This window comes from Bradyrhizobium sp. AUGA SZCCT0222, from assembly GCF_018130205.1.
Classification (GTDB): domain Bacteria; phylum Pseudomonadota; class Alphaproteobacteria; order Rhizobiales; family Xanthobacteraceae; genus Bradyrhizobium.
Genome location: NZ_JAFCLX010000031.1, coordinates 59,120 through 78,207, shown reverse-complemented (window position 1 = coordinate 78,207; position 19,088 = coordinate 59,120). Strand labels below are relative to the sequence as shown.

The following is a 19,088-nucleotide window of genomic DNA, read 5'->3' as shown; positions in this document are numbered from 1 at the left end:
TTCTTCTCAACTTTTGGGCGCAAACGGTGCCAGCAGGCCGGTGTAGTCCTTTGCGCCCGGCAGCGCGTAGGAACCGCGGCGCGACGTGGTGAGCTTCAGGCCGACCAGCGCTTCGGCCTGTTTCACCGCGGCCGCGACGCCGTCGACGACGGGAACACCGAATTTTTGCGAAAGTTTTGCGGCGAGATCAGCCATCCCGGCGCAACCGAGCACAATGGCTTCCGCGCCCTTGTCCAGCGCCCGCGCAATCTCGGCGCCGAGCTTCTCTTCCGCGCCGGAGCCGGGCTTCTCGAGATCGAGCACCGCGACATTGCAGGCGGTGACCTGCGCGCGTTCCGCAAAGCCGTAACGCCGCACCAGTTCTTCCAGCGGCACGATCGAACGCGGCAGCGTGGTCACGATTCCGATGCGTTTTGCCAGTTGCCCCGCCGTCAGCAGCGCGGCCTCGCAAATCCCGACCACCGGAAACGGTGCGACCGATCGCGCCGCATCGAGGCCGGTGTCGTCGAAGCAGGCGATGATGCCGGCATCGGCATCCCTTGCATTCAACAGCGCCTGGATCAAGCCGGGAACGGCGAAGGCCTCGTCATAAAATCCCTCGATCGAGACCGGTCCCATCGCCGACGTCACGTCGACGATCTCGGTGCCTGATGCCGCGACCGCGCGCGCAGCCTCGCCGATGGTTTTCGTCATTGACGCGGTGGTGTTCGGATTGACGATGAGGATCTTGGCCATTGGGCCTGATTAGCATCCGCTGCGCGCTTCGCCAACGCTATCCTGCGCCGATCTTGCCGGCCCACGCCGCGAACACATCCAGCACCTCGGTCATCACTTCGCGGTCGTTGCGGCCTGAACTCTTCAACACGTGGAAGGAATGGTCGGCTTCATCAACCAGATGCAGCGTCGCCAGCTTGCCCAGCTTCTTGACCACGGGTTCGAGCAGGCTCAATTCGGCCAGCGCGTCGCGCGTCCCCTGCATGAAAAGCATGGGGATATCGACTTCAGCGAGATGCCTGGCACGATCGCTGGAAGGTTTCCCCGCCGGATGCAGCGGAAAGGCAAAGAAGGCGAGCCCGCGAACGCCCGGCAAGGCATCGATCGCCTGCGCCTGCGAAGTCATGCGCCCGCCGAACGATTTTCCGCCCGCGATCAGCGGCAGCCCGGGGCAATTTCGCGCCGCTTCCGCCACCGCGGCCGAACGGCGGCGTGCGCCACAACAGGCGCATCCGGCCGCTTGCTGCCCTTTTCCATGTAGGGAAACTGATAGCGCAGCGTCGCGATGTCGCGGTCGGCAAGACCTGTCGCAATCGTCTCCATCGAGGCATGGGCCATGCCGGCGCCTGCCCCATGCGCGAACACGTAACACGCGCGCGCCCGCGGCGGATGGATCAGCAATGCGGACACCGGGTCCGCAGAGGTGATTTCGATTTTGAGCGGTTGCGCTGTGGCGGCTTTCAAATCGGCGATCCCGGGGTATGCTATCGCTTGATTCTACATTCAGCGGCGGCGCGTGCAAATGCGCGAACCCACCCGGCGGATTCGAAAACGGCGCCCTTCCGCTCCCGCAAAATGGAACGACCCGCCAAACCGGCTTTATGGACAGCCGAGTTACGCTACTATAAGATGGCGAAATATTTGATCGCACGCCAAGGCTGAGTACGTGTTTGGCGATTTTTTAATGAGATACGCATATTTCGCGCTCAGGCGGCGCAATTGAACAAGGGGCTGATCATGCGGGGCAAGACGATTGCGAAACTTGTTGTCGCAGCATTGATCGTCGGCGGCGCCTATGCCGCCTTCAAGGATGACGTCGCGAAGCTCTGGGAAAATCTTCACGTCAGGATCGCGGAGTACCCGCAGCCGAAGAAAACCGTCTGGCTCGACCAGGGCATCAGCAAAGAAAGACTCAGCTGGTTCTACCACGCCGATCAGGGAACGCGGACCTTCGGCATGCCCTATGAATGGTTCATGGCGCTGGAGCAGCCTGTCATCCCGTGGCTGGTCTTCACCGACGCCGGCCCGTTCAACGACCCGGCCTATCTCGATCGCTACGGCTTCATTCCGGACACCATCATATCAGGCAAGAACGCGCTGCCGATCGGCATTGCGCAGGGCGGCCCGATGCTCGACCCGTCGGGCGCGCCATGGCGCAACCCGCGCAACAAGCAGGACATGACCGGCGTCGGCCTGACCTGCGCGGCCTGCCATACCGGACGGTTCACCTACAAGGACACCGCTGTCATCGTCGACGGCGGACCTGCGCTGACCGACCTGTTCAAGCTGAAGCAGGGAATGGGCGTAGCGCTGCTCTACACGCGGCTGATCCCCACGCGCTTCGATCGGTTCGCCGAACGGATCCTGGGGCCGGACTCGGCGGTCGCGGATCGCGATATCCTGAAGTACCAGATCGACCAGGTCCTCAAGCAAATGAAGGCCGTCAAGAATCTCGAGGAGGCCGTCGCTTCCCAAAGCGTCCTCGAAGGCTATGGCCGGCTGGACGCGCTGAACCGGATCGGCAATCAGGTGTTTTCAATCGACCTGAAAAAGCCGGAAAATTACGCGGGCTCCTCGGCGCCGGTGCATTACCCGCGGATCTGGAACACGCCGTGGTTCGATTGGGTGCAGTATAACGGCTCCATCATGCAGCCGATGGTGCGCAATGCCGGCGAAGCGCTGGGCGTATCGGCGGAACTCAATCTGCTCGACCCGTCGAAGGGCCTGTTCAAAACGAGCGTCAACATCGACAGGCTCAACGAAATGGAGCAAATGATCGCAGGCGATCCGCCGAGCCTGGAAAAAGGCTTCTCGGGCCTGAGGTCACCGCGGTGGCCGAGCGACATCCTGCCGGCGATCGACGAAAAGCTCGCTACCCAGGGCGGCGAACTCTACAAGGTGCATTGTCAGGAATGCCACCGGCCGCCGGTCTCGACCAAGGCGTTCTTCGATTTCAACAACAAGGATTGGTGGACCAAAAACGAGGCCGGCCAGCCGGTCCTCAAGATCGAAAACATCCCGATCGAGCATATCGGCACCGATCCCGCCCAGGCCGCGGATATGATCGCCCGGAAGGTCGCCATTCCCCCGCATCTTGGCATCGACAAGAGCGATTTCGCTGACGCGCTCAGGCTCCTCGTCGCGAAGACCGTCAACGTCATTTATGACCAGCGGAAACTGGACGAAAAGCAGCGCAACGCCATGAACGGCAATATGCCCAATGAGATCCTGGGCGAGCTGGTCTACAAGGTCCGTCCGCTGAACGGCGTTTGGGCCACCCCGCCCTACCTCCACAACGGCTCGGTTCCAAATGTCTACGCGCTGCTGTCTCCGGTCGACGAAAGGCCGAAGAAATTCTATCTCGGCAACCGCGAGTACGACCCGGTGAATCTCGGCTACAAATACGACAAGCTCACCAACGGCTTCGAATTCGACACCTCGATCCGAGGAAACTGGAACACGGGCCACGAATTCGCCGACAAGCCGCCGAAGACCAAGGGCGTGATCGGCAAGAAACTGGCTCCCGACGAGCGCAAGGCGATCATCGAGTACCTCAAGACGCTCTGAGACATGATGCCGCGCAGGCCGGACCGACTCCGGCCGCGCTGCAACACGCTTGCGGAAACGAACTGGCCGCGACCGTGCGCAACCCGCCCATGCGGTGGCGCGATTGACGATTCCAGCGCTTTGGTCTGAGGTAGGCGCAGCTTTCGTCTTCATCGGGAAAAGCGCATGGCTGCGGGCAAGCAAGGTCAACAACAACGTCCGGCCGAGGTTGATGCGGTGTTTGACGCCGTCATCGTCGGCGCCGGCTTCGCAGGCATGTACATGCTGCACCGCCTGCGCGGGCTTGGCTTCACCGCGCGGGTCTTTGAGGCCGGCGGCGGCGTCGGCGGCACCTGGTACTGGAACCGCTATCCCGGCGCGCGCTGCGACGTCGAGAGCATGCAGTACTCGTTCTCGTTCTCCGAAGAACTCGATCAGCAATGGGACTGGTCGGAGAAATACGCGCCGCAGCCGGAAATCCTCGCCTACGCCAACCATGTCGCCGACCGCTTTGATCTGCGCCAACACATCCGGTTCGACACCCGCGTCACGGATGCGAGCTTCGACGAAATTGCAAAAGGCTGGCGCATCGAAACCGACCGCGGCGACAAGGTGTTCGCCAAGTTCTGCATCATGGCGATCGGCTGCCTGTCGGCGGCAAACCATCCGCCCTTCAAAGGACGCGAGGATTTCAAGGGGCCAGTCTATCACACCGGCGAATGGCCGCATGAAGGGGTTGATTTCACCGGGCTTCGCGTCGGCATCATCGGCACCGGTTCTTCGGCGATCCAGTCGATCCCGATCATCGCGCAGCAGGCCTCCGCCCTTACCGTATTCCAGCGCACGGCGACCTACTCCGTGCCGGCCTGGAACGCGAAACTGACGCCTGAATACCGACAATCGATCAAGGCCGATTATCCGGCGCTTCGGGCGAAAGCGCGGGCGCGGCCGACCGGCTTCTATTTCCCCTTCAACATGAAGCCGGCGCTGGAGGCCTCACCGGAGGAACGTGAGCGGCAATATGAAGAGGCCTGGGAGCGCGGCGGGCTACCGTTCCTCGGCGCCTTCGGCGACCTCTTGTTCGAGAAGGAAGCCAACGACACCATCGCCGAATTCGCGCGCAACAAGATCCGCGGCATCGTCAAGGATCCCGCGACCGCCGAGCTGCTGTGCCCTTCGAACGTGTTCGGCTGTAAGCGTTTGTGCGTCGATACCGGCTATTTCGAAACCTATAATTTGCCGCATGTGAAACTGGTCGACGTCTCCAAAACGCCGATCGAGCGCTTTACGAACAAAGGCATCGAGGTCGACGGGTCAGAATATCAATTCGACGCCATCGTCTCCGCGACCGGCTTTGCGGCGATGACCGGCTCGTTCGACAAGATCCGCATCACCGGTCGCAACGGGCAGACGCTATCAGAGAAATGGCGCGCCGGCCCCCGCGCCTATCTCGGCGTCGCAACCGTGGGCTTTCCCAATTTGTTCACCATCACCGGGCCGGGCAGCCCGTCGGTGCTGGCGAGCATGATCCAGGCGATCGAACAGCATGTCGACTGGATGGCCGACTGCATGGCGCATATCCGCGACATCGGTGCTGATACAATCGAGCCCATCGAGCAATATCAGGATGAATGGGTCGAGCACGTCAACGAAGTGTCAAAAATCTCGCTGCGCTCGACCTGCAGTTCCTGGTATGTCGGCGCCAACATCCCCGGCCGGCCGCGCGTCTTCATGCCCTATATCGGCGGCTTTCCGATCTACGTGCAGAAATGCAACGAGGTCATGAGCAACGGTTTTGAGGGTTTTGTGATCGACGGTGCCGACCCGCGTAACGAAGCACCGCGCGTGCGGCTGACCGAGCGCTGGCGCGTCCCGCTCGACATCGACGTCATTTCGCCCGCGGCGGTCGCCGCCCGGCGCGTACCCATGGTTTGAGGCGCTTACTTTGGAGCGCTCTGAAGTGCTTATCTGGAGACCACCAGCCGCAATCGCGGCTTGATCGTCTCGTCGAGTTCGGCCTTGAGCTCGTGCACGCGCGGATCGTCGGAACGCGCGGCACACACCGAGTATTGATTGACCGAACGCACCAACGCGCGCCGCTCGTCGGCCCGTTTCGTCACCTGCGGGCTGGAGAGCCTCAGAACCATTTGCCCGAGCTGCACCAGCAACTCGTCGATCGCACGGTCTATCGCGGCAACTTCCTTCATCGCGCGTCTCCTTCAGAGGAGCAATGAACGGCGAAGCCAGCCGTTCCTCGCACTCAGGCCTGATGGATAATCAGCCGTAAACGGGGAACCAGTCTATCAAGGCGCGCGCAAATTCTGCTTGATGGAATTCTTCGCAATTTAGCAAACTCGGCGGCATTCCCGCTCGATGTTGCGTCGCCAAAAATGAGCGGGCACGGCAGCGCGGCATCCTCGAGCCATGCGGCAAACGTAATTGCGGCAGCTTTGCGCGCGACCTAAGGTGCGGCCTGTCCAACGCGAGGCATTCTGCATGGTTACGCCGCTCGATCCCGTCATCGCCCAGATCATTCCGCTGTTGCCGCTGCGCGACCCCACGACGATGACGCCGCAGAGCGCGCGCGATGCGCTTCGCGCGCTGGCGGATGCCCGTGCCGCGGTGCCGCCGCCTCCGGTCGCGAGCGCAGAAAACACCAAGGTCAAGGGTGCTGCCGGTTTCCTAGCCGCGCGGGTCTATCGCAACACGGAAGACAAATCACCGACGGTGGTGTTCTTCCATGGCGGCGGCTGGGTCGCCGGCGATCTCGAAACCCATGACCGGCAAGCCCGGCTGCTTGCGATCGAGACCGGTGCCGTCGTCATTTCAGTCGACTACCGGCGGCCGCCCGAGGTGCGCTTTCCCGGCGCGTTCGAGGACGCATTCGCCGCCGTCAAGGACATCGTCGAACGCATCGCCGAGTTCGGCGGCGACATCAAGCGCGTGGGCGTCGCCGGTGACAGCGCCGGCGGCAATCTGGCGGCGGTGACCGCAATCGCGTGCCGCGATGCCGGTATCAAGCTCGCAGCGCAATTGCTGGTCTATCCCGTCACCGATGTTTTCGGCAATTTCGCCGATACCAAAGAGAACGCGCGCTTTCCCTCCCGCGCTGAAAACGCCGAGGGCTACTTCCTGTCGCGCGCCGTCATGGAATGGTTCTGCGGCCATTATCTTGCCGACGCCGCTGACGGCGCCAACTGGCGCGCCTCGCCACTACGCGCAAAAAGTCTCGTCGGGCTGGCGCCCGCGATCGTCACCACGGCATGGTTCGATCCGCTCCGCGACGAGGGCAAGGCCTATGCGGATGCGCTCATCGCCGCCGGCGTCGCCACCAAATACTATGACGGCCCAGGCCTGATCCACGGCTATTTCGGGCTCGGCGAAGCCTCCGAGGCAGCCAGGCGCGAAGCACAACGCGCCCGCGCCGATTTCAAGACGCTGCTTGAGCAGGGCGCATAAACACAGCGGGCCTTGTCAGCGCCATCGAGCTAGGCAACTATCCCGCATCATCGGGCCACCGTCAGGTGCGGCCGGGTCGCTCGGACGTCAAGATCCGACCAGGGAGGATAGACATGCTCGCATCCATCCGCTTACGCGGCGTTGCCGCCGCCGCATTGTTGCTCGCATCCATCTCCGGCGCATTCGCCGAAGGCCCCATCACCGCCAAGCCTGAGGAGACGGGTTTTTCGAGCGCAGGACTCGCGCGCATCGATGCCTATCTCAAGAACGAAATTGCCACGGACAAGATTCCCGGCGTGATCATGATGATCCAGCGCAATGGCAAGACCGCCTATTTCAACAGTTTTGGCGTTCGCGATCCCGGCACCAAGGCGCCGATGACGCCTGACACCATCTTCCGCATCTATTCGATGACGAAGCCGATTACGACGGTGGCGGCGATGATGCTGGTCGAGGAGGGCAAGCTGCAACTCGACGAGCCCGTGTCCAAATACATCCCGGCTTTCGCCGACGTGAAGGTCGGCGTCGAGAAGAAGGGCGAGGACGGCAAGATCGGACTCGATCTGGTCGCACCCAGGCGCCCGATGACGATCCAGGATTTGATGCGCCACACCTCCGGCCTGACCTACGGCGTCTTCGGCGATGGCGCCGTCAAGAAGCTCTATCGCGAGGCAAACCTGTCCGAGGGTGATCCTGACAACGCCCTGTTTGCCGAACGGCTGGCCAAATTGCCGCTGGTCTATCAGCCCGGCTCGACATGGGAATACAGCCAATCGACCGATATCCTCGGCCGCGTCATTGAGGTGGTCTCCGGAAAATCGCTCTTTCAGTTCATGAAGGAGCGACTGCTCGATCCGCTCGGCATGACCAATACGACCTTCTATGTCACCGATACGGCCAAGCAATCCCTGATCGCCGAACCCTTTCCGAGCGACCGCAAGATCGGGCCCGGTGCGGAAATGGGCGACCCGCGCGTCGCGCGAAAGTACGAGTCCGGCGGCGGCGGCATGGTGTCCACCATCGGCGACTATTCGCGCTTCGCCGCGATGCTGGCCAATGGCGGCGCGCTCGACGGCAAGCGATATCTCAGCCCGAAGACTGTCGCCTATATGGGCTCGAACCATATCGGGCCGGGATCAGGCGTGACCCCGGGACCCGTCTATTCGCCGGGACCCGGCTTCGGATTTGGCCTCGGCTTCGCCGTTCGCACCGACGCCGGCGTCAGTCCGATCGAGGGATCGGTCGGCGAGATGAGCTGGTCAGGCGCCGGCGGCACGACCTTCTGGGTCGATCCGAAGGAAAACATGTTCGTCGTCTTCATGTCGCAGACGGTCGTGCACCGCGGAAGGCTCCGCATCGCTCTGAAAAATATCGTCTACGGCGCTTTCGAAAAATAGGGATTATCGAGCGACCGTTAGGCAAGACACCGCTTGCGCAGGGCGCATGGAAGCGCGCGACTTGAGTCTGAAGTCGTGCCGGAGATGGCAATGCGGCTGATCCATCTTCCGGCCATCGGCGGCGATGCCGGCGGGCATGTCCTTGAACTCGCGGATCAGGCTGTCCTTGACGCCGAACACTACGTCTGAATCGAGATACTGGTCGCCGGCCACGAACAGGTGCGTCACCAGTTGCTCGCAGCCGGGTGCGCCGATCATGAAATGCACATGGGCCGGCCGCCAGGGATGACGGCCCTGGGCTTCGAGCATCTCGCCGACCGGCCCGTCATGCGGAACGGGATAGGCCGCCGGCTTGATCGACCAGAACCAGAACCGGCCATCGCTGTCGGTATGGAATCTTCCGCGCATGGCGGCCGCCACGGCGTCCTTGCGCTGCACGTCGTAATAGCCATCATCGTCGGAGTGCCAGACGTCGACGACAGCACCGGCAATCGGCTTGCCGCGGGCGTCGGCCACCGATCCGGTGACGAGCATGGGCTCACCATTCATTCCGCCGGAGATATCGGCGCCACAGGCGAGTTCAGGCGCGTCCTTGACAAAGAACGGACCGAGCACCGTCGTCTCGGTCGCCTGTTCCGGCATCCGATGGTTGATCGCATCCACCAGCATGGAGACGCCGAGCGTATCCGATAGCAGGATAAACTCCTGCCGCTTGTCGTCGCACATCTGGCCGGTTCGCGTCAGGAAATCGATCGCGGTTTCCCATTCGCCCTGCGTCGGTCCGATTTCACGGACGAAAGCATGCAGGTGCCGGACCAGCGCTTCGCTGATCTGCCGGGTACGCAGGTCCTTTGCCGCGGCCACGCGCTGCAGCACGGCTTCCGTGATCGTGAACTCATCAAAGTTGCGCACTTGTTGTCTTCCCCAAAGCTAACGGTCAGGAATGCCTGGCGTCGTCGACCGGTGCTGTTCCCGCCCAGGCGCGCGCGATCAACCCTCGTATCGTCTCGCGCTCCACGGGGCGCGGATTCCAGTAGGGATTGGTGACTGCAATGCCCGCCGCCCGGTCGATATCCTGTTCCCGCATGCCGAGTTCGCGCAGCGACCTTTGAACGCCGATCGCTCCGGCAAGTTCAAACAGCCCGCCGGCCGCATCCTCCCGGCCGATCGCCCGCGCAATCCGTGCCATCGCTTGCGGTGCGGCCGATGCGTTATAGGCGAGCGCGTGCGGCAGCACCGCCGCATGCGTTTCGGCGTGCGGCAGATTGAAGGTGCCGCCGAGCGTGTGGCAAAGCTTGTGATGCAGCGCCATCCCGACCGCGCCAAGGCAGCAGCCGCAAAGCCAGGCGCCATAGAGCGCATCGGTGCGCGCTTCGACGTCGGCGGCGTCAACGTGGATCTTCGGTAGCGCCCGGGCCAGGCTCCTGATGCCTTCCTCCGCCATCAGCGAAATGATCGGATTCTGATCGCGGGCGTAGAGCGCTTCGACCGCGTGCGCGATTGCATTGAGCCCTGACGTCGCCGACAGCGACGGCGGCATGGTCAGGGTGAGGTCGACGTCGTAGATGACCGTCTCCGGCAACACCTTCGGACTGGATTGCGTGGTCTTCAATCCGTCCTGCGTTTCGCCGAGGATCGGCGTCATCTCCGAACCGGCATAGCTGGTCGGTACCACGATCTGCGGCAGGTCGGTGCGCCGCGCGATCGCCTTGCCGAGCCCCGTGGTCGATCCGCCGCCGATCGCCACCACGCCATCGGCGTCGAGTTCATTGACGCGGAGCAGCGCGCGCTCGGTCACATGCACCGGCGTATGCATTTCGGCTTGCGCAAATGTCCCGACGGCGCGCTGGCCGATCATGGCCGCGATCTCCTCGGCTTGCCGCGCCTGATGAGGCGTTGCAAGGATCAGCGCGCGCCCAATTCCAAGCCGCGCCAGCTCGGCTGGAAGCTCACGAAGCGTTCCCGTTCCAAATATCACCCGCATCGGGGCGGCCTGGTACGTGAAGTTTTGCATCGGATCGTTCCTTGCGGGAGCTGGGCGGACGCCCGATGAACGACGGACGCCCGCACCCGTTAGCGTGTCCGACTACGCCGCCGTGGACGTAGCCAGGCGTTCGGTGCTCGCCTTTACGCTCGAGCGGTTGGCCAGCAGGATGATCCCGCCCGCGGCGAGCGCCGCAAGACCGATCGAGACGAACATCGGCAGCGAGCTCTGGTAGTTCTGTTGCAGCGCGCCCGCCACGAACGGCCCCAGGATAGCGCCGACACGGCCGACGCCCAATTCCATTCCGACGGCGGTCGCCCGCACATTGGTCTCATAGGCAGCCGCCGTGAAATTGTTGAGCACGAACTGCGCGCCGATGATGAAGAAACCGGCTGCGGCCACGCAAGTCACGTTCACGACATGATCATTGAGGAACACCAGCGTCAGCACCGCGCCGCCGCCGAACGCCCACCACAGGCCGAGCAGGCCTCTGCTATGGCCGAAGCGATCGACGAGATGCCCCAGGACGATGCCGCCGACGAACGACATGATCTGCATCAGCGCGCCGAAGCCGAAGCTCGCCGCAAAGGTCTCGCCGCGCTGGATCATGACGGTCGGGATCCATCCTGACAGCCCGAAGATGCAGAACAGGCTGAGGAAGGCGGTGGCCCAGATCGCGATGGTGGTCCTGCGATATTTCGGTTGCAGCAATTCGAGGATCGAATTGCCCGAGGCCTGGCTCTTGTCGGCTGCAATGGTCGCCGACGCATAGACATGGGCGCGCTCGGGACGCAGCTTGGCCAGCATTTCGCGGATCTCCGTCACCCGTCCCTGGATTGCCAGGAACTTCGGCGACTCCGGCAGCATCACATGCATGAACGGCAGCAACAGGAACGAGAGCGACCCGATCCAGTACAGGCTGGTCCACCCGAGCGTCGGCGTCGCGAACACGCCGACGACGCCGGCCAGTGTGCCGCCGGCCGCCCAGCCCAGGGCGACGCCCCATAGCGCGAAGGTGTTGGCTACCCGGCGCGGCGCGAGTTCATTGATGTAGGTGGTCGCCAGCGGCAACAGCACACCGAGACCGAGGCCGGTGAGCAGCCGCAACGCGCAGAAGGATATGAACGAGTTCGCCAGCACCGCCGTCAACAGCGTGAAGATGCTGGTGATCCAGAGTCCCGCCAATAGCGTACCGCGGCGCCCGAATTTGTCCGCCGCAACCCCGTGCAGGGCAGCACCCAGCAGGAAGCCGACCAGACCGCTGGAGATCAGAAGGCCGGCCTGTCCTGCCTTGAGGCCCCAGGGCCCCGCGACATAGTGGATGACGTAAGCCGGATTGAAGGTGTCGTAGCCGTCGAACAGGGTCAGCAACCCCATGATGGCGCCCAGACGCCAGTGGAAAGCCCCCACCTTGGCGTCCGCCAGTTCCTCGTGAACGTCGATTGCTTGCGAACTCATATTACCCTCCCGATGTCGTTTTGCCTCTTGAAAGACGCCTGCCGGCTATTCTGCGGCTTGAGCGACCTTGCTGGATTGCTGCGAAAGATTGTCGTCGAGCTTGAACAGCTTGCGCGCGTTGTCGCGTCCGATCTTCTTGCGGTCCGCCTCGCTGATGCTGGCGCTGTCGAACCATTGCGCGGCGTGATCGACGTTTTCGAACGGCCAGTCCGCCGAGAACAGGATCTTGTCGGAGCCGACTTCGAGCAGCGCATCGATCAGTGTCTGGGTGCGGAAGTTGCCTGACGTGGTCAGGTAGAAATGCTCGTGGAAGTACTCGCAGATCTTCTTCTTCGCCTTGTGGCGCGGCGGCGTCTTCACCCAGCCGTTGCGATGGTCGATGCGCCACATGCTGTAGGGCAGCCCTTCTCCCATATGGCCGATAATAATGCGCAAGCCGGGATGGCGATCAAACAATCCGGAGCCCATCAGGCGCAAGGCATGGACGGCGGTTTCCTGGCCGAAGGCCCAGGTCGGCCCGAGCAGCCATTCGTGGCCTTCATAAATCTTGCAATCCTCGGGCAGAGGATTGCGCGGGTGCAGATAGAAGGGCACGTCGAGTGCCTCGATCTTGGCCCAGAACGGCGAATAGCGGTCGAGATCGTAATAGACGGCGTTCCTGGCGTCGCCGACCTGCGAGAAGCCGTTGACCAGCGCGCCCTTGAAGCCGAGCGTATTGACCGCGCGCTCCAGTTCGACGATGGCAAGATCGGGATCCTGCATCGGAAGCGCCGCAAACGCCTGAAAGCGATCGGGACGCTTGGCGACCTGTTCGGCCAGATAGTCGTTGGCGCGAACCGCGATTTCGTTCGCCTTCTTGGCGTTGGGAATCGCCTGCACCGCCGGCGCATTGAGCGAGAGGATCATCATCTCGACGCCCTGCTCGTCCATCTGCTTCAGCCGCTTGTCCTGGATATCCAGCAAACGGTCTTTCAGCTCGGGCCAGTAGCTTTCCGGGACGAAGCCCGCCGAATCCATCAGCGTTTCCGGGATTGCAAAGTGTTCCTCAAGCGCGATCTTGCCTTGCATTGCCATTCTCCCTTTCGGTTTCTTTCAGTACTGACCTTGCGGCGGCAGGCCCAAAGCGAGCTGGCCGTACATGGTGCCCACGGCATCCCAGTTCATGCTGATGTGGCGCCCGACCGCGTTCGCATCGCGCCAGGCGCGCTGCACCGGATTCGCAAGATCAAGCCCCTGCCCGCCGGTTGACGCATTGAGCGCTTCGCTGGCCCGGATCGCCAGTGATACCGCAAACGCCTGGCCACGGCGGCTGGTGATCCGGTCTTCGATCGAGACCGGCTTGTGGGCGCGAACCGCCGTCGCGCGATCGCGCAGATCGCGCAGCAGGATTTCGCGGGCGGCATCGGTGGAGGCAGCGGCTTCGGCGACGCGGAGCTGGATGGTCGGGAATTCCGCCATCCGGTTGTTACTGCCAGCCACTGCGCCGCGCGTGACGCGCTTGCTGGTGACTTCAAGATAATCCTCGAGCGCGCCCGCGGCGGTACCGACCGCGACCGAGGCGAGGCACGACGGAATGTTGCACAGCATCGGGATCGAAAAGGTGGAGTTGTCAGCATACAGCGACGCGCCCGGCGTCTTGCCCGATGTCGTCTCCTGAAACGTCAGGACGCGGTGCTCGGGAACGAACACGTCCTTCAATTGCAGCGTCTTGCTCCCGGTGCCGCCGAGGCCGACCACGTTCCAGTTGTCGTCGATCGCATAATCCGACGCCGGCACCAGCAGGAACGCCGGCGTGAAACGATCCGCCTCTAGCCGCGACGGCAGCAGCGCGGCACACAGCGACCATTGCGCGTTGTCGCAGCCGCTGGCGAACGACCAACGTCCAGATAAGGTGTAACCGCCGTCGGACGCGATGGCCTTGCTTGCGGGCGCGTACGAGCCGCACGCCAGCGCTTCGGGATTCGTATCCCAGACGTCCCGCTGGGCCTGTTCGGGGAAGCTCGCGATCAGCCATTGATGCGCCGCGAGCAGCCCGCCAACCCAGGCGGTCGATGCGCATACTTTGGCGAGTTCGATGTTCAGATCGACCAGCACGTCGAAATCATATTCGTAGCCGCCGAAGGCGCGCGGCTTGACGATCTCGAAATAGCCGATGTTCTTCAGCGCCAGCATGTTCTCCGCCGGCACCCGTCCGCTTTTTTCCGTTGTGTGCGCCCGCGCCTTGATTTGCGGACTGACGCCCTGAAGGCGGGCTTTGAGTTCGGCGACGGTCGGGCGTTTTCCGAGCGGCTGGCTCGGACGCCTTTCGATGGTCTGCGCGGCAACGTTCATGTCGGTTCCTCCGTAGTCCATGGTTTTCAGGCGGCGTTAGGCCGCTCGGCTAGGCGGCTTTGGTTTCGGTCGGCACGGAAAAGCAGTAGGTCGCGTCCTGATAGATAAGGGGATCGACGGGATCGTGCACGTTGACGCGCTCGACCTCGCCGATGAATACGGTGTGCGTGCCGTAGGGAACGGCGGCGGCTTTCCGGCAGAAGATGTTGATCTGGGCGCTCTCGAGATAGCTGATGCCATCGGGCGAAATCGCCCAGTCGCCGAGGCCGAAGCGGGTTTCCGGCGGCAGCGCGCCGCTGAAGGCGGCCGACAGCGCCGCCTGGTCCCGTCGCAGCAGATTCACGCAGAACCGGCGCGCCAGCAGCATGATGTCGTGAAGCAGGCTCGACTGATTGACACAGACCACCAGCGACGGCGGGTCCATCGACAGCGAGGTCACCGCGGTCGCCGTCATGCCGTGACGGCGGGTCTGGTCGGCCGACGTGATGACGGTGACGGCCGCGGGGAAGCGGCGCATCGCAAGCTTGAACGATGAACGGAGGTCGTCGGTTGCAGCATCCAGGGACATGGTCCCCTCCCAATTTTTCAAAAGGATCCGCTTCTGTGTCGGATGATTTCAATAACAATATTTGTAAATGCAAATGTTTGTCAATCAAAAATTACGAATGCAATTCACTTGCTGGAATCGGGACATTTCGGCTACTTCTCAGCGCGCAATTGTTGCGGCATGTCGGAGCCAAAGCCTTGTACAGACTTTCGAATTCGTTTCCGTATCTGCTCAACCGGGTCGGCGTGCGGATGGGCGAGCTGTTCTCGCGGCGCATCGCGCCATACGACGTGACGCTGCCGATGTACCGGGTGATGGCGGCACTTTGGGAAAATGGCGACCAACGCTTGAGCGATCTTTCCACCGTGACCACGACGGAGATTTCGACACTGTCGCGGCTTGTCGGCGACATGAAGCGCCGGGGCTTGGTCTCGCGCAGCCGTCTGGAAGACAACGGCCGCACGGTTGCGATCAATCTCACCGCAAAGGGCAAGCTCTTGCTGGAGGAGCTGATGCCGATTGCCGTTCATTTTGAAGAGGTCGCGGTATCAAACTATTCGGAAGCCGAAGTCTCGCGCCTCAAGATCGTGTTCCGCGAAATCTATCAGAGCCTGGGATCGATCGAACCCGAGATCGAAGCGACGAAAGCCGCCGCGATGCCGAAGCGGAAATCGTCGCCGAACCGCGCGCGATCGAAACCGCGCGCGAAGGAATAAGCGGCGGCGTGAGCGCCGCCTACGCCGCTCTTACGCCGGCCAGGAAGCTCGACACTTCGTCCTGCAGCGCCTTTAGCTTGCGGCCGAGCCGGTCGCCGGACTCCAGCACCATCTGCGCCTTCGCGCCGGTTTCCGTCGTCGCCGCTGTGACGTCGGAGATGTTCTGCGAGACCTGATTGGTGCCGGCCGCGGCCTTCTGCACGCTCGAGGCGATTTCCTGCGTCGCGGCGCCCTGCTGTTCGACAGCGGCCGCGATCGAGGACGAGATCTCGTTCACTTCCATGATCGTCGAGCGAATGCTCTGGATGTTTTCGACCACCTGCTGGGTCTCGGCCTGAATGGCGTTGATCTGCGCGCTGATCTCTTCGGTGGCCTTGGCGGTCTGGCTGGCGAGCGACTTGACCTCGCTGGCGACCACCGCAAAGCCCTTGCCGGCCTCGCCGGCACGCGCCGCCTCGATGGTAGCGTTGAGCGCCAGCAGATTGGTCTGCGAGGCGATGTCGTTGATCAGGCCGATCACTTCGCCGATCTTGTGGGCGGCAATCGCGAGACCCTGGACGGTCTCGTTGGTGCGCTGGCCGTCGGCGGCGGCCTTGTCGGCGATCTGGGCGGCGTGACCGACGCGCTGGGTGATCTCGGAAATCGACGCGGAAAGTTCTTCGGCGGCCGACGCTACGGTCTGCACGTTCGACGACGCCTCCTGGGAAGCCATCGCCACCGCCTTGGAGCGGTCGCTCGCCTGGCTGGCCGTATGGGACATTCCTTGCGCGGTGCCCTGCATTTCGCTCGCATCCTTGATGACGTCACCGACGACGGCCTGGACGCTGGCTTCGAACTTGCTGGCCAGATCCATCATCGATTTGCGCTTCTCGGCGTCGCTATCGGTCTTCAGCTGCGCCTGCTCGGCGTGCATCTTGGTCACCGCCTCGGCATTGTCCTTGAAGACGCGCAGCGATTTGGCGAGTGCGCCGACCTCATCCTTGCGCTGCGTATAGGGCACCTCGAAAGCGGTATCGCCGGACGCCAGCCGGTCGGTCAGATTGGTGATGGTCGTGAGCGGCCGCGTCACGCTGCGGCCAATGAAGAACGAGCTGATCAGTACCAGCGCGAACACGGCCAGGCACACCAGCGCGAACATCTGGGCGGTCTGCCGGAACACCGCATCGACGTCGTCGAGATAGATGCCGGTGCCGATGATCCAGCCCCAGGGCGCGAAGCCTTTCACATAGGAAATCTTCGGCACCGGTTGATCGAAGCCGGGTTTTGGCCAGAGATAGCTGTAGAAGCCGGCGCCCTTCGACTTCACGACGTCGACGAATCCGATGAATAGCCGGTTGCCGTTCGGATCCTTCATCTCGCCGAGTTCCTTGCCGTCGAGCTCGGGCCTGATCGGATGCATGATCATCTTCGGCGACATGTCGTTGATCCAGAAATACTCTACCTTGTCGTAGCGCAGGCTTTTGATTTCCTGGATCGCCGCCTTCTGCGCGTCGTCGCGCGACAGCTTTCCGTCGGTTTCCAGCTTCTGGTAATGGGTCAGGATTCCATTTCCGATGTCGACCATCTGCTGCGTCTTGACCTGGCGATCCGTCATCATCTGCCCGCGCATGGTATAGAGCGCGATCGGGGCCATCACGACCATGCCGGCGAGGCTGAGACCAATCATGACGGCAAGCTTGAAGCTGATGCGGGAAAAGAACATCGGGTCAAATCCTGGGCCTGGGACGGAAAATAACCGCTTCAACATAGCCGGGACTTGTTAGCGAAGTTTTAAGCATGCGCTGGGTGGACCGGGGACTCGGTTGTATTGATATTGTTGAGCTTTGTAGTGGACCTGGAACACCTGAATACCCGGCCGCCGTTGCCATCTCGCAAAGGCAGCCAGGTATGAGGACGTGTTTTCGCGCCCCGATCGCTCAAATGGAGTGCTTCGGCTTGCGTGTCCTGGGCGCCTTGATCTGCTCAAGCTCCGTGACAAGCCAGCCAACGCCAGCATCCATCATCGCAACTTTTGGGAGAACCGCATTGATGGCGAAGTGCGGCAGCGCGATCGGCGCCTTGACGGCGACGATTCCAAAACGCGGACCGTGCATCTCGACGAACCGTCGCGGCAACGCCGAGACCAGATCGGTTTCAGCCAGCACGCCGAGGGCAAAGATGAAGTTCGGCACCGTCAATGCGACGCGGCGCGACAACCCTTGCCGGGCGAGTTCGACATCGACAAAGCCATAGGCATCCCCGGTATGCGAGACGACGAGATGCTGCATCTCGCAGTAATTCCGCAGGCTGGGTGCCTTCCCGAAGCGGTGTCCCGCGCGCGCCGCGATGACGAACTCTTCCTCATAGAGCGTTTGCTTGTGGAAGCGCACCGGCACATCGTCGAACGGGATCACGGCGATATCCATGTCGCGCGCTTCGAGATCGGCCAGCGCTTCCTTCCAGGCGAGGTCGGGCGTGGGCTGGCCCTGCGTCGGCAGAATCTGGCGGATGCCGATATCGATTCCCGGCGCGGTCTTCCGTAACGCTTCGAGCAATGGCGGCAGGAACACCGCCGACGTTCCGTCCGGCGCGCCGATGACGAAGCGGCGCGTCGAGCGTGCCGGATCGAACGGCGCGCTGCTCGACACCACGCCCCGGATGCGCGTCAGGATTTCGGAAACGGGCGCCGCAAGTTCGCTGGCCCGCGCGGTCGGCACCACGCCCTTCGGCGTCCTGAGAAACAAGGGATCAGCAAGCAGTTTACGCAGCCGTCCAAGGCCATGGCTGACCGCCGATGGCGACAGGTTCAGCCGCTCGGCGGATCGCCCGGCGTGGCGCTCCTCCATCAGGATTTCGAACAGCACCAGCAGGTTCAGGTCGGCCCTGGATAGATCAGTTTTTTTCATCATATCGGTGAAATCATATCATTTTATTCATCTGCGATGAAGTGGCAAATGCACCCCGCCGGACGTCCAGGATCCGGCCGAAATCAAGGGAGTGCTCACATGTTCGGATTCTTGCGCAGGACACGACGGCCATTGGACCAAGGTAAACCTTCTGCTTGCCCGCTCGCCGGCATGTCGAGGCGCGCGGCGATGACGGCCGCGCTGAGCGCATCGCTGTCTTTCCGGCCGTCGCAATGCCTGGCCAATTCAGCCGCCAGCGCGGGCCATCCGCCCGTTGAGCTGATCCAGCGCACCGAAGCGCAAGCGGTCGCCTTCATGCGCGGCGAGATGGACGAATGGTCCAGGATGGTTCGTATCGCTGATGACTTCACGTTGATGCAGCCGTTCGGCGGACCGGCCAGCCACGGCTTTAATGCCAGCCCCGAACGTCTGACACAGCTCGCCAAGTACTTCAGAAATGGCGATGCGAAACTCGAGCTTGTGCAGAGCTACGCATCCGACGGTCTGGTGGTTCTCGTGATGATCGAGCGCCAGCATGGCGAGGTCGGCGGCCTGCCCGATCAGGACTGGTCACTCCGCGTCACCCAGGTCTATCGCAAGCACGGTTCGGAATGGCAGCTGGTCCATCGCCATGCCGATCCCCTGGTCCGTCACGTCGGCCTGGAGACGGCCGCGGCCATCGCCCGCGGCGCCCGGCTCGGCGAAAAGTCCTGAGAAAGGCTAGTTGCTCTCTGGCAGCTCGGCGGCGAACTCAAGCGCGCGACGCGAACG

16 protein-coding genes and 1 pseudogene are annotated in these 19,088 nt (G+C 62.6%); 6 read left to right on the top strand and 11 right to left on the bottom strand.

The window, feature by feature from the left end; translation table 11 throughout:
- Nucleotides 1-6 precede the first annotated feature (6 nt).
- Entirely contained in the window at nt 7-735 is a 729-nt protein-coding gene (locus JQ629_RS24670) for an aspartate/glutamate racemase family protein (RefSeq protein WP_212414848.1), read from the bottom strand.
- A gap of 37 nt (nt 736-772) precedes the next feature.
- Nucleotides 773-1,458: pseudogene (locus tag JQ629_RS24665) on the bottom strand (alpha/beta hydrolase family protein).
- 255 nt (nt 1,459-1,713) lie between these two features.
- On the opposite strand from JQ629_RS24665, the gene JQ629_RS24660 reads away from it, so the two are divergent.
- Together JQ629_RS24660 and JQ629_RS24655 are read left to right on the top strand one after the other, a co-directional pair.
- Entirely contained in the window at nt 1,714-3,561 is a 1,848-nt protein-coding gene (locus tag JQ629_RS24660; protein ID WP_249135250.1) for a di-heme-cytochrome C peroxidase, read from the top strand.
- 165 nt (nt 3,562-3,726) lie between these two features.
- Nucleotides 3,727-5,475, top strand: a complete 1,749-nt coding sequence (locus JQ629_RS24655; RefSeq protein ID WP_212414847.1) for a flavin-containing monooxygenase — start codon at nt 3,727-3,729, stop codon at nt 5,473-5,475.
- A gap of 29 nt (nt 5,476-5,504) precedes the next feature.
- On the opposite strand, the gene JQ629_RS24650 is transcribed toward JQ629_RS24655, so the two are convergent.
- Complete coding sequence (locus JQ629_RS24650; protein WP_192739296.1) at nt 5,505-5,747, bottom strand: hypothetical protein; 243 nt, start codon at nt 5,745-5,747, stop codon at nt 5,505-5,507.
- Nucleotides 5,748-6,036: 289 nt separating this feature from the next.
- On the opposite strand from JQ629_RS24650, the gene JQ629_RS24645 reads away from it, so the two are divergent.
- Complete coding sequence (locus JQ629_RS24645; protein ID WP_212414846.1) at nt 6,037-6,999, top strand: alpha/beta hydrolase; 963 nt, start codon at nt 6,037-6,039, stop codon at nt 6,997-6,999.
- A gap of 113 nt (nt 7,000-7,112) precedes the next feature.
- On the top strand, nt 7,113-8,396 hold the full coding sequence (locus tag JQ629_RS24640) for a serine hydrolase domain-containing protein (protein ID WP_212414845.1): 1,284 nt from the start codon (nt 7,113-7,115) through the stop codon (nt 8,394-8,396).
- Nucleotides 8,397-8,399: 3 nt separating this feature from the next.
- On the opposite strand, the gene JQ629_RS24635 is transcribed toward JQ629_RS24640, so the two are convergent.
- The 6 genes from JQ629_RS24635 to JQ629_RS24610 form a co-directional block, all read right to left on the bottom strand.
- Nucleotides 8,400-9,308 carry an intradiol ring-cleavage dioxygenase gene (locus JQ629_RS24635; RefSeq protein ID WP_212414844.1) on the bottom strand — a complete coding sequence of 303 codons (909 nt, stop codon included), beginning with the start codon at nt 9,306-9,308 and terminating at the stop codon, nt 8,400-8,402.
- Nucleotides 9,309-9,333: 25 nt separating this feature from the next.
- Entirely contained in the window at nt 9,334-10,410 is a 1,077-nt protein-coding gene (locus JQ629_RS24630; RefSeq protein WP_212414843.1) for a maleylacetate reductase, read from the bottom strand.
- Nucleotides 10,411-10,482: 72 nt separating this feature from the next.
- A complete protein-coding gene (locus tag JQ629_RS24625) occupies nt 10,483-11,838 on the bottom strand; it encodes an MFS transporter (protein WP_212414842.1) in 1,356 nt (451 codons plus the stop codon).
- A 45-nt stretch (nt 11,839-11,883) separates the two neighbouring features.
- Nucleotides 11,884-12,906 carry an amidohydrolase family protein gene (locus JQ629_RS24620; RefSeq protein ID WP_212414841.1) on the bottom strand — a complete coding sequence of 341 codons (1,023 nt, stop codon included), beginning with the start codon at nt 12,904-12,906 and terminating at the stop codon, nt 11,884-11,886.
- 24 nt (nt 12,907-12,930) lie between these two features.
- On the bottom strand, nt 12,931-14,169 hold the full coding sequence (locus JQ629_RS24615) for an acyl-CoA dehydrogenase family protein (protein ID WP_212414840.1): 1,239 nt from the start codon (nt 14,167-14,169) through the stop codon (nt 12,931-12,933).
- Nucleotides 14,170-14,218: 49 nt separating this feature from the next.
- Entirely contained in the window at nt 14,219-14,737 is a 519-nt protein-coding gene (locus tag JQ629_RS24610) for a flavin reductase family protein (protein WP_209838879.1), read from the bottom strand.
- 176 nt (nt 14,738-14,913) lie between these two features.
- Here JQ629_RS24610 and JQ629_RS24605 point away from each other — a divergent pair, with 176 nt between their 5' ends.
- Entirely contained in the window at nt 14,914-15,432 is a 519-nt protein-coding gene (locus JQ629_RS24605; RefSeq protein WP_212414839.1) for a MarR family winged helix-turn-helix transcriptional regulator, read from the top strand.
- A 19-nt stretch (nt 15,433-15,451) separates the two neighbouring features.
- Here JQ629_RS24605 and JQ629_RS24600 read toward each other — a convergent pair whose 3' ends face one another.
- Together JQ629_RS24600 and JQ629_RS24595 are read right to left on the bottom strand one after the other, a co-directional pair.
- Complete coding sequence (locus JQ629_RS24600) at nt 15,452-17,134, bottom strand: methyl-accepting chemotaxis protein (protein WP_212414838.1); 1,683 nt, start codon at nt 17,132-17,134, stop codon at nt 15,452-15,454.
- Nucleotides 17,135-17,348: 214 nt separating this feature from the next.
- Nucleotides 17,349-18,320, bottom strand: a complete 972-nt coding sequence (locus JQ629_RS24595; protein WP_212414837.1) for a LysR family transcriptional regulator — start codon at nt 18,318-18,320, stop codon at nt 17,349-17,351.
- 186 nt (nt 18,321-18,506) lie between these two features.
- On the opposite strand from JQ629_RS24595, the gene JQ629_RS24590 reads away from it, so the two are divergent.
- Nucleotides 18,507-19,031 (top strand): Cif family virulence factor, encoded by a 525-nt coding sequence (locus tag JQ629_RS24590; RefSeq protein WP_249135249.1) that lies wholly within the window; start codon nt 18,507-18,509, stop codon nt 19,029-19,031.
- The last annotated feature ends 57 nt before the right edge of the window (nt 19,032-19,088 follow it).

Excerpts from the sequence above, each read along its gene's own strand:
- JQ629_RS24630 (WP_212414843.1), bottom strand. The coding sequence starts at position 10,410 with ATGCAAAACTTCACGTACCAGGCCGCCCCGATGCGGGTGATATTTGGA.
- JQ629_RS24670 (WP_212414848.1), bottom strand. The coding sequence starts at position 735 with ATGGCCAAGATCCTCATCGTCAATCCGAACACCACCGCGTCAATGACG.
- JQ629_RS24645 (WP_212414846.1), top strand. The coding sequence starts at position 6,037 with ATGGTTACGCCGCTCGATCCCGTCATCGCCCAGATCATTCCGCTGTTG.
- JQ629_RS24610 (WP_209838879.1), bottom strand. The coding sequence starts at position 14,737 with ATGTCCCTGGATGCTGCAACCGACGACCTCCGTTCATCGTTCAAGCTT.
- JQ629_RS24625 (WP_212414842.1), bottom strand. The coding sequence starts at position 11,838 with ATGAGTTCGCAAGCAATCGACGTTCACGAGGAACTGGCGGACGCCAAG.
- JQ629_RS24615 (WP_212414840.1), bottom strand. The coding sequence starts at position 14,169 with ATGAACGTTGCCGCGCAGACCATCGAAAGGCGTCCGAGCCAGCCGCTC.
- JQ629_RS24650 (WP_192739296.1), bottom strand. The coding sequence starts at position 5,747 with ATGAAGGAAGTTGCCGCGATAGACCGTGCGATCGACGAGTTGCTGGTG.
- JQ629_RS24655 (WP_212414847.1), top strand. The coding sequence starts at position 3,727 with ATGGCTGCGGGCAAGCAAGGTCAACAACAACGTCCGGCCGAGGTTGAT.
- JQ629_RS24620 (WP_212414841.1), bottom strand. The coding sequence starts at position 12,906 with ATGCAAGGCAAGATCGCGCTTGAGGAACACTTTGCAATCCCGGAAACG.
- JQ629_RS24600 (WP_212414838.1), bottom strand. The coding sequence starts at position 17,134 with ATGTTCTTTTCCCGCATCAGCTTCAAGCTTGCCGTCATGATTGGTCTC.
- JQ629_RS24590 (WP_249135249.1), top strand. The coding sequence starts at position 18,507 with ATGACGGCCGCGCTGAGCGCATCGCTGTCTTTCCGGCCGTCGCAATGC.
- JQ629_RS24640 (WP_212414845.1), top strand. The coding sequence starts at position 7,113 with ATGCTCGCATCCATCCGCTTACGCGGCGTTGCCGCCGCCGCATTGTTG.
- JQ629_RS24595 (WP_212414837.1), bottom strand. The coding sequence starts at position 18,320 with ATGATGAAAAAAACTGATCTATCCAGGGCCGACCTGAACCTGCTGGTG.